This window comes from Winogradskyella sp. (genome assembly GCF_013042245.1).
GTDB lineage: Bacteria > Bacteroidota > Bacteroidia > Flavobacteriales > Flavobacteriaceae > Winogradskyella.
In genome coordinates, this window is the sequence record NZ_JABDQL010000133.1 from 1 (window position 1) to 9,783 (window position 9,783).

A 9,783-nucleotide genomic window follows, 5' to 3' on the forward strand; every position below is an offset into this window, starting at 1 on the left:
TGGAAAATGCCTATTAGAAATTGGGGAATCATTTTAAACCAATTTTTAGCTATATTTGAAAACAGAATTAAACTATGAAAAAGCTAATCCTGTAAATTTTACTTACACACTTCGCGGGAAAGTGTCGTTATTCAATATAATGGTAACGAGTTCCTTTTAATTCCCCTGTTTTTAATATCAAGCCTTCATTTACAAGGTAAACAAGGTCTTTTTTCAAGGTATTACGAGATTGATTTTTAAAAGCTTTTTCGATATCTCCAATACTTACCTTTTTAACTTTTTCAATAAACTTCAGTACTTCTTTTTGTCTCTCATTGAGTTCTTTTTCTAGCTTTTTATATACTTCGTATTTCTTTTCCAGTCGTTGTATCAATGTAACCATACAATCCAAAAAGAACAATATCCATTTATCAATCTTTTCTTCTTCGCTATATCTGTTTTTCTGACCATCCATTAGCACCCTATAATAGTCCTCTTTTCTTTCTTCAATAATATGCTCGAACGAGATATACTGGGTAAACTCATAACCTTGTTTCATCAAAATTAATGTTGTCAATAATCGTGATAATCTGCCATTTCCATCTTGATATGGGTGTATGGATAAAAATTCATAGATAAATGTTGCTGTTATCATTACTGGATGCATATCCAAGGTTTTAAAACGTTCTTCTAACCATGTCAACAACCTTTCCATTTCTTTAGGTGTTAGATGTGGTTCTGTTGTTCTAAAAATAGTTTTTGTAGTTCCATCCGGATAATTAGCCACTACTTGATTAGATAAGTTTTTATACTTGCCTTTATGAGTCTGGTCTTTATCACTATGTTTTAATAAGATGCTGTGTAGTTGGTGTAAATAACGCTCCGTAATTAGGATGTCTTTGTAATTGTCTAAAATGATTTTTAATGCTTCATAATAACCAACCACTTCTTGTTGTTCTCTTGTAGTCAGCTTTGTGATTTTTACAGCTTTTAAAAGCTTTTCTACTTCACTATCTGTTAATGTTGCGCCTTCTATTCTTGTGGATGAGCCAATACTTTCTATGGTTGCTATTTTACGCAGTTCTTTTAAATGCTTACTGTGTTTTAAGTCAATAATTTCCCAGTTCCCTTTAAAGCTGTCTATGACACTTAACTGTTTCATTATTTGCTGATAAACTGCTCCTGTAAATTCTAATTTTTTAGACATATCCATAATGTATCTATATTTATCCAAAAATACTATTTAACCTTTAAGGTCACAAATTGTGACCTCCAAAATTGGGTGTCGCATTTTGCGATAGTTATATCATTTCTTATATGATAATACTTTAATAATTTGTATATTATCGGCGTAATCTCCCGATCTTCCAAGACCAAAGTTACCAACATTAGAGTCTGTACCACTAGGATCTGCATAAGATATAGGATTATTATCAAAAGCATTATAAGTACTTAAGGCATGGTGTGTTACTGTATCTATTGCTGTCCAACGTGCTATGGCATGGTTATAACTACGCATGTCCATATCGTACATATTAGGCATATCTCCATTCATTTAAGTTTTTAACTTCCTTGCGCGCACGTTTCCCTTTATCGTCGTAATAATAATTGAGCTTTACCTCACCATCTTTTTTAATTTGAGTAACCAAACCACTGGCAATATAGATATTCTCTAAATCATCTTGGTTGTTTTTTACCAGTTGGCCAATGCTGTTGTACTCTTAATAGTCAACGCTTTGGCTATCTAAATCACTAGTAGAAGCTGTTGTCCCAATAATATCATTTACATGGTTGAGCTGATTTGTTCCAGCATTATAATTGTAAGTAAAATTATCCATAGCAGCACCATTTTGGTTACGTATTAAAGATAATAAATTTCCATTGGCATCGTATTGTAAATTGGAGGCTCTATAACTTTGATTACTTGGAGTGGTTTAATATGCTCGTCGAAAAATAGTTTTATACCTTCTTCTAAACCAGATTGGCACTCTCCTCCTGGGAGGATGCGGACCACCACCTAGATTTGCTATAGATAACTATATTTATATTTTATTTATAGCTGCTTTATTATTTGGTGCTTACGTGATTAAAAAAAGGAGTAGATTAACTCAGTCGTAAGTCATTGAGACGTTTTACGTACTTTCCTATAACATCAAATTCAAGATTTACTTTACTGCCTTTTCTTAGATTTTTAAACGTTGTATGTTCATAAGTGTAAGGAATTATGGCTACAGAAAATGCACTTTCTTTAGAGTTTACTACGGTTAAACTCACACCATTTACAGTCACTGAGCCTTTCTCGATAGTGATATTATTTAAAGCAGCATCATAGCTAAAAGTATAGGACCAGCTTCCGTTTTCTTCTGTAGCCTCAACGCATGTTGCTGTTTGGTCTACATGGCCTTGAACAATATGACCATCTAACCTATCGCCTAATTTCATGGCACGTTCTAAGTTTATTGTGTCATTGATATTAAGTTCTCCTATATTGGTTTTGTCTAAGGTTTCTTTTATTGCGGTAACAACATATTCTTCATTATTAATAGATACAACTGTCAAACACACTCCATTATGAGCAACACTTTGATCTATTTTTAACTCTGGCGTAATTTTGCTTTGGATAGTAATATGAAAATTACCCTTATTTTTTTCCAAACTCTTTACGATACCCAAGTCTTCTATTATACCTGTAAACATGTTTCTATTTTAAATGGTTAAATTTGCATTACAAAGGTACGGACATTAAAAATGTCTATTTCAAGAAATTTTATTAATAAAAATCCAAAATTATCCCAAGTGACTAAAGAAAACAAAATAAAAGTAGGAATATCTATTGGTGATTTAAATGGAATCGGTCCTGAAATTATCTTAAAAACATTCGAAGACCCAAGGTCTCTTGAACTATGCACGCCTGTTTTGTTTGCTTCTTCGCGAATAATGAATTTCTTTAAAAAACACTTTTCAAGCAAAATTCATTTTCACGAAATCAATTCGGTCAGCCAAATAAAACCCGGTAAAGTAAATGTTTTAAACGTTTGGAAAGAACCCGTAAATATTCAGTTTGGTCAAGAGGATAAAAAAATTGGAGAATACGCTATAAAATCTTTAGAAGCTGCAGTTGCCTCATTAAAAGAAAACACTACAGATATTTTAGTAACAGCACCAATAAACAAAAGCAATATACAATCTGATAAGTTCAATTTTCCAGGTCATACTGACTATCTTAATCAAGAACTTGAAGGTAATAGTTTAATGTTTATGGTTTCTGAAGACCTAAGAGTCGGTCTTTTAACAGATCATGTACCTGTTAAGGACGTCGCTAATCATATTACAGAAGACCTAATACAAAATAAGATTGCTACAGTTTCAAAATCTCTAAAAGAAGATTTTGCTATTCCTAAACCAAAAATTGCTGTTTTAGCCATAAATCCACATGCGGGAGATAATGGTGTTATTGGTAATGAGGACGATACGGTTTTAAAACCTACTTTAAAAAAATTGAGACATGATGGTAACTTAGTTTATGGCCCTTATTCTGCTGACAGTTTTTTTGGCTCTAGCAGCTATCAAAATTTTGATGCCATTATAGCATCATACCATGATCAAGGTTTAATTCCTTTTAAGACAATCACTTTTGGAACGGGTGTGAACTTCACGGCAGGTCTCAATAAAGTCCGTACCTCACCAGATCATGGTACAGCATATGAAATTGCAGGAAAAGGCATCGCAGATGAAAGTTCTTTTAAACGTGCTGTTTTTACAGGGATTGAAATTTTTAGACGCCGAACAGAATATGCACATTATTCAAAAAATCCATTAAAAAAAATGTCGCGTTAGATATTAACATTTTTTGTTGATATCTAGGCTTCTATATAGAAAAAAGTATTATATTTGCACGCTCAAAATGAATGTGAGAATGAAAGCTATAAAGGCATATACAATACAGTTTGTAGGGCTAAAAGAAGGAAAACACCATTTTGATTACCATATTAATAATACGTTCTTTTCAGAATATAACTATGATGAATTTAACGACGCTAACCTAAAAGTTAATCTTCTTTTCGAAAAGAAATCAACGCTTTTAGAATTAGGTTTTAGTGTCAGTGGTTCTTTAAATGTTAATTGTGACGTTTCTAATGAACCCTTCAATCTAGATATTGAAGATGACTTTAAGCTTGTGGTGAAGTTTGGTGAAGATTACAATGACGACAACGAAGAGATTTTGATTATTCCTCATGGAGAATATCAAATAAACGTTGCGCAGTATATATATGAGCTTATTGTTTTGGCTGTACCAGCTAAAAAAGTTCATCCCGGTATTAAAAATGGGACATTAAAATCTGATATACTTAGTAAATTAGAAGCATTAAGTCCTGAAGAACAAACAAAAGAAGAAAAAGACTCCGAGGAAACAGATTCTCGTTGGGATAAATTAAAAAAACTATTAACGGATAAATAACATTTAAAATGGCACATCCAAAACGTAAAATATCTAGAACAAGAAGAGACAAAAGAAGAACGCACTATAAAGCTACAGTTCCTCAAATTGCAACTTGCCCTACTACTGGTGAGCCGCATTTATACCACAGAGCACACTGGCACGATGGTAAATTATACTACCGAGGTCAAGTCCTTATAGACAATTCAGCTGAAGAAGAAAACTTAGCATAAGTATTATGCATGCATATAATAAAACGCCCCTTGTTGGGCGTTTTTTTTGTTTTATTGCTTCAAATCGTTCAAAAACCACTTAATTTGTATAATTATTTGCTAAAAAGTTCCGAAAATGAGCGAAAATGGGTTCATTTCAATCATTTTTCGATATTTTTAATTAATCTAAACGCTAATAATGAGTAAAATCACAGCGGCTATAACAGCTGTAGGAGGCTATTTGCCCGAATTTGTTTTATCTAATCAGGTTTTAGAGACCATGGTAGATACCAATGACGAATGGATTACTACACGTACTGGAATTAAAGAAAGACGCATTCTTAAAGAAGAAGGCAAAGGGACTTCATTTTTAGCTATAAAAGCAGCTGAAAATTTAATTCAAAAAAGTGGTTTAGACCCTAAAGAGATTGATTTAGTAATTGTTGCTACAGCAACACCAGATATGAAAGCTGCATCTACAGCAGCTTACACGGCAACACAAATCGGCGCTATCAATGCATTCTCTTACGATTTAGAAGCAGCATGTTCAAGTTTCTTGTTTGGCATGTCTACAGCAGCAGCATATATAGAGTCTGGGCGATACAAAAAAATATTACTAATTGGTGCTGATAAAAATTCATCTTTTATTAATTATAAAGATCGCGCAACATGTATCATCTTTGGAGACGGTGCTGGCGCTGTTTTATTTGAACCAAACAATGAAGGTCTTGGACTTCAAGATGAGTTACTAAGAAGTAATGGTGAAGGTCGAGAATTCTTAAGAGCACAATACGGCGGATCATCCTACCCTATAACAGCAGATACTTTTAATGAGGGTTCGCATTATGTTTTTCAGGATGGGAAAACAGTTTTTAAAAATGCTGTTTTTAATATGGCTGACGTTTCTGAGCGTATCTTAAAAAGAAATAACCTTACCAACGATGATATTCAATGGCTAGCAGCACATCAGGCAAATAAACGTATTATTGATGCTACAGCAAATAGAATAAACCTAGAACAAGAAAAGGTAATGATGAACATACAGAAGTATGGAAATACCACTTCGGCAACTTTACCTCTCCTTTTACACGACTACGAATCACAACTAAAAAAAGGTGATAATATAATATTTGCTGCTTTTGGTGGCGGATTTACTTGGGGATCCATTTATTTTAAATGGGCCTATAACTCATAAACTAACTATTATAATAACTGAATAACTATGGATTTAAAGGAAATTCAAAACTTAATCAAATTTGTGGCAAAATCTGGCGCAAGCGAAGTTAAGTTAGAAATGGATGATGTTAAAATTACCATTAAGACAGGAGGAGAAGAAACAACTATTGTTCAACAAATGCCAATGACGGCAGCAGCTCCTATGATGCAACAAGTAGCACCAGCACAAACAGCTCCTGCTCCTGTAGCAGAGACACCAGCAACTCCTACTGCTTCTGATGATTCAAAATATATTACGATAAAGTCACCAATAATTGGTACTTTCTATCGCAAACCTTCTCCTGACAAACCGGTCTTTGTAGAAGTTGGCTCAGAAATCAAAGAAGGAGATGTGCTATGTGTTATCGAAGCCATGAAGCTTTTTAACGAAATAGAGTCTGAAGTTTCTGGTAAAATCGTTAAGGTTTTAGTTGATGATTCTTCTCCTGTGGAATTTGACCAACCATTATTTTTGGTTGACCCATCATAATTTTAAGTTTAGAAGTTTAAAAGTTTAGAGTCTAATTAGACTTATAAACAAAAAACTATGAACTCATAAACTCAAAAAGTATGTTTAAAAAAATATTAGTTGCCAATAGAGGTGAAATAGCACTACGTGTTATAAGAACTTGTAAAGAAATGGGCATAAAAACTGTAGCTGTTTATTCTACGGCAGATGCAGATAGTTTGCCTGTTAAATTTGCTGACGAAGCTGTTTGTATTGGTCCTGCTCCAAGTAACGAGTCTTATTTAAAAATGGCTAATGTCATAGCCGCAGCAGAAATTACTAATGCTGATGCTATACATCCTGGTTATGGTTTTTTATCAGAAAATGCAAAGTTTTCAAAAATTTGTGAAGAACACGATATTAAATTCATCGGTGCCTCTCCAGAAATGATTGACCGTATGGGAGACAAAGCGAATGCCAAAGCTACTATGAAAGCAGCTGGTGTCCCTTGTGTTCCTGGAAGCGAAGGTGTTATCGAAGATTTTAAAGAGTGTGAAAAACTCGCTAAAGAAACAGGTTATCCTGTAATGCTTAAAGCATCTGCTGGTGGTGGAGGAAAAGGCATGCGTGCCGTTTGGAAACCAGAAGATTTAAAAGACGCTTGGGATTCTGCAAGGCAAGAATCTAAAGCAGCATTTGGTAACGACGACATGTATATGGAAAAGCTTATTGAAGAGCCGCGCCATATTGAAATACAAATCGTTGGGGACTCTACAGGTAGAGCGTGTCATTTATCAGAGCGTGATTGTTCCGTACAGAGGCGTCATCAAAAGTTAACAGAAGAAGTGCCTTCTCCTTTTATGACCAACGCACTTCGTAAAAAAATGGGGGAAGCCGCTGTTAAAGCTGCTGAATATATTAAATACGAAGGTGCTGGAACCGTTGAATTTTTGGTAGATAAGCATCGTAATTTCTATTTTATGGAAATGAACACACGTATTCAAGTAGAACATCCTATTACAGAACAGGTTATAGATTTTGACTTAATACGAGAGCAAATAAAAGTTGCTGCTGGTGTTCCAATTATTGGCATCAACTACGACCCAAAATTACACTCTATTGAGTGTAGAATTAATGCCGAAGATCCATATAACGACTTTAGGCCTTCTCCTGGAAAAATTACTGTTTTGCATGCTCCGGGTGGTCATGGTGTGCGTTTAGATACACACGTTTACGCAGGATATAGTATACCGCCAAACTACGATTCTATGATCGCGAAACTCATAACAACAGCACAAACTCGTGAAGAAGCGATTCATAAAATGAAAAGAGCTTTAGACGAATTTGTAATAGAAGGTATTAAAACTACGATTCCTTTTCATAGAGCATTAATGGACCATCCTGATTATTTAGCGGGGAATTACACCACTAAATTTATGGAAGATTTTGAAATGCCTCCAAAAGAAGAAGACAATTAAAAAAAGCCCTCAATTGAGGGCTTTCTTATGCATTTACTTTTTCAACATCAAAAGGTTTTCCAAGGTAAACTAGTTTCCAATTCTCACCAATTCCTTCAATATTTTTATTGTAAGAAGATAATATTATAAGCTCTCCCTCTGTGTCTTTTAAAAATATAGGAATAATTTCTTTATCTGTATTTGTTATTTCAATCAAACTCTGATAATGCGCTTCATCATTAATTTCAATTTCTTGTATGCTTGGGTATTTTTTACTTACGCTGGTTAATGATTCATAATCATCTGTATGTGAAAACAGACCTTCTTTCGGATTGTTATTTTCGTCACGCATTTCTTCCTTAGAAACTAAACGAAAAGATCCGTTTTCGCCAAATTGTTTTCCAAATTTATTGATAGCATATCTATTTATATCCGAGCTTCCCGTTAAAGCCATTAAATATCCTACGTCATTTAATTCAATATTGTCATTTAATGTACTTGTGTAAATATTTGTAGAAATAGCCTCTAACCCCATTTCCTTTGCCTTTTCTATATTGGTTTGATTGCTATCGACAACTACAACATTTCTTCCGTTAGAGTCTAAATAATAGGCTAATAAACGAGAAACTTTTGAAGCACCTACAATTAAAATCCCGTCTGATTTGGATAAAAATACACCAACAATTTTTGCAAATAGTCGCGCTGTTGTCGCATTAAGAAGTACGGTTCCTAAGACTATCATAAATACCAACGGTGTAATATACTCTGCACCTTCAACACCTTGTTTTATCAATTTACTTCCAAATAAAGAAGCGATTCCTGCAGCTACGATTCCTCGTGGCCCAACCCAACTTATAAAAAGGCGTTCGTTAAGCTTTAGGTCTGAGCCTTGGGTGCTCACAAATACGGCGAGTGGTCTAATAATAAGTACAACGATTAAAAACAGTGCCGCAGTTTTCCAGTTGTATAAAAGATATAAATCTTCAATATTTATGTTAGCCGCCAAAAGAATAAATAATATTGAAATTAATAGAACACTTAAAGACTCTTTGAAGTATAGGAGTTCCTTAAGGTTTTCTAACTTTCCATTACCTAACACCATTCCCATGACCACTACTGCTAATAGACCAGATTCATGGGCAAAAATTTCAGATTCTACAAACACTAAAAGTACCACAGATAGAGACACTACGTTAAGTAAATAATGTGGAATTAACTTTTTATTGATAGCAAATGCTAATCCATGGGCAAAAGTAAAACCAAAGGTGGTTCCAAATAACACAATCTTACCAAACTCCATAAAAGCTGTTTTGGTAAAGCCGCTATCACCTTCTACACTGATAAATTCGAAAACCAATACCGCTACCAAAGCACCAATTGGGTCAATTAAAATACCCTCCCATTTTAGCACTGCTGAAAGATCTTTCTTAAGTGGTATATTTCTGAGTATTGGTGTTATTACAGTTGGGCCTGTCACTATAATTAATCCAGAAAATAGAAAAGACAATTCCCAACTTAACTCAAATAGAAAATAAGCTGCCACACCAGCTCCAAAAAATGTGATTACAGAACCAACAGTAATTAACTTTGTTATAACTGGACCTACATTTTTAACCTCATTTCGTTTTAATGTTAATCCGCCTTCAAAAAGAATAATGCTTATAGCTAAAGACACAAAATAATAGAGGCTCTCTCCTGGAAACAAACCCCTTTCACCATTCCACAAGGGCTCTATCCATTTTTGTCTATCTTCAGAAAGAAATTCAGAAGCTATTGGTCCAACTAATAAACCTATTAAAATTAACGGTAAGATTGCCGGAATCTTAAAACGCCATGCTACCCATTGGGCTAAAATTCCTAAAATTATAATTCCTGCTAATTCTATCATTAAATGTTAGATTGATTAAAAATGCGAATCAAGGGTTGGTAAATAGATAAAAAAACAAGCTTAATTCATTGAAAAACAACGTCTTAAACTTGTTTAAGTTATTGATTTTCAGTATCTTAATAGTCGATTTCAACAAGATTATTTTG

10 protein-coding genes are annotated in these 9,783 nt (G+C 34.0%); 6 read left to right on the forward strand and 4 right to left on the reverse strand.

All coding sequences use genetic code 11. From position 1 onward, the window contains the following. Nucleotides 1-127: 127 nt before the first annotated feature. The 3 genes from HKP48_RS10370 to HKP48_RS10380 all read right to left on the reverse strand — a co-directional run bounded on the left by HKP48_RS10370 (nucleotide 128) and on the right by HKP48_RS10380 (nucleotide 2,676). On the reverse strand, nucleotides 128-1,186 hold the full coding sequence (locus HKP48_RS10370; RefSeq protein WP_296345554.1) for a Fic family protein: 1,059 nt from the start codon (nucleotides 1,184-1,186) through the stop codon (nucleotides 128-130). Between the two features lie 99 nt (nucleotides 1,187-1,285). Then, a complete protein-coding gene (locus HKP48_RS10375; RefSeq protein WP_296345556.1) occupies nucleotides 1,286-1,534 on the reverse strand; it encodes an RHS repeat-associated core domain-containing protein in 249 nt (82 codons plus the stop codon). Between the two features lie 548 nt (nucleotides 1,535-2,082). Then, the gene (locus tag HKP48_RS10380) at nucleotides 2,083-2,676 is read right to left on the reverse strand and encodes a riboflavin synthase (RefSeq protein ID WP_296345558.1); all 594 of its coding nucleotides are present in this window, start codon (nucleotides 2,674-2,676) and stop codon (nucleotides 2,083-2,085) included. Nucleotides 2,677-2,775: 99 nt separating this feature from the next. Between HKP48_RS10380 and pdxA the strand changes: the two genes are divergently transcribed. From pdxA to accC, 6 genes are all read left to right on the forward strand, one after another. After that, entirely contained in the window at nucleotides 2,776-3,816 is a 1,041-nt protein-coding gene (gene pdxA, locus HKP48_RS10385; RefSeq protein WP_296345573.1) for a 4-hydroxythreonine-4-phosphate dehydrogenase PdxA, read from the forward strand. Nucleotides 3,817-3,895: 79 nt separating this feature from the next. Beyond that, nucleotides 3,896-4,438, forward strand: a complete 543-nt coding sequence (locus tag HKP48_RS10390; RefSeq protein WP_296345560.1) for a DUF177 domain-containing protein — start codon at nucleotides 3,896-3,898, stop codon at nucleotides 4,436-4,438. A gap of 8 nt (nucleotides 4,439-4,446) precedes the next feature. Next, nucleotides 4,447-4,650 carry a 50S ribosomal protein L32 gene (gene rpmF, locus HKP48_RS10395; protein ID WP_296345562.1) on the forward strand — a complete coding sequence of 68 codons (204 nt, stop codon included), beginning with the start codon at nucleotides 4,447-4,449 and terminating at the stop codon, nucleotides 4,648-4,650. 178 nt (nucleotides 4,651-4,828) lie between these two features. Continuing rightward, nucleotides 4,829-5,824: a beta-ketoacyl-ACP synthase III gene (locus tag HKP48_RS10400; RefSeq protein WP_296345565.1), complete on the forward strand. Its 996-nt coding sequence runs from the start codon at nucleotides 4,829-4,831 to the stop codon at nucleotides 5,822-5,824. Between the two features lie 27 nt (nucleotides 5,825-5,851). Next, nucleotides 5,852-6,334 carry an acetyl-CoA carboxylase biotin carboxyl carrier protein gene (accB, locus tag HKP48_RS10405; RefSeq protein WP_296345567.1) on the forward strand — a complete coding sequence of 161 codons (483 nt, stop codon included), beginning with the start codon at nucleotides 5,852-5,854 and terminating at the stop codon, nucleotides 6,332-6,334. A gap of 80 nt (nucleotides 6,335-6,414) precedes the next feature. Next, nucleotides 6,415-7,770 (forward strand): acetyl-CoA carboxylase biotin carboxylase subunit, encoded by a 1,356-nt coding sequence (gene accC / locus HKP48_RS10410; RefSeq protein ID WP_296345568.1) that lies wholly within the window; start codon nucleotides 6,415-6,417, stop codon nucleotides 7,768-7,770. 25 nt (nucleotides 7,771-7,795) lie between these two features. Here the strand turns inward: accC and HKP48_RS10415 are convergent, their stop codons facing one another. After that, nucleotides 7,796-9,637: a sodium:proton antiporter gene (locus HKP48_RS10415; protein WP_296345571.1), complete on the reverse strand. Its 1,842-nt coding sequence runs from the start codon at nucleotides 9,635-9,637 to the stop codon at nucleotides 7,796-7,798. Between the last annotated feature and the right edge of the window lie 146 nt (nucleotides 9,638-9,783).

Bases quoted from the DNA above. Each gene is read 5' to 3' on its own strand.
- HKP48_RS10380 (WP_296345558.1), bottom strand. From the start codon at position 2,676: ATGTTTACAGGTATAATAGAAGACTTGGGTATCGTAAAGAGTTTGGAA.
- HKP48_RS10375 (WP_296345556.1), bottom strand. From the start codon at position 1,534: ATGAATGGAGATATGCCTAATATGTACGATATGGACATGCGTAGTTAT.
- HKP48_RS10390 (WP_296345560.1), top strand. From the start codon at position 3,896: ATGAAAGCTATAAAGGCATATACAATACAGTTTGTAGGGCTAAAAGAA.
- accB (WP_296345567.1), top strand. From the start codon at position 5,852: ATGGATTTAAAGGAAATTCAAAACTTAATCAAATTTGTGGCAAAATCT.
- rpmF (WP_296345562.1), top strand. From the start codon at position 4,447: ATGGCACATCCAAAACGTAAAATATCTAGAACAAGAAGAGACAAAAGA.
- HKP48_RS10370 (WP_296345554.1), bottom strand. From the start codon at position 1,186: ATGTCTAAAAAATTAGAATTTACAGGAGCAGTTTATCAGCAAATAATG.
- HKP48_RS10415 (WP_296345571.1), bottom strand. From the start codon at position 9,637: ATGATAGAATTAGCAGGAATTATAATTTTAGGAATTTTAGCCCAATGG.
- HKP48_RS10400 (WP_296345565.1), top strand. From the start codon at position 4,829: ATGAGTAAAATCACAGCGGCTATAACAGCTGTAGGAGGCTATTTGCCC.
- accC (WP_296345568.1), top strand. From the start codon at position 6,415: ATGTTTAAAAAAATATTAGTTGCCAATAGAGGTGAAATAGCACTACGT.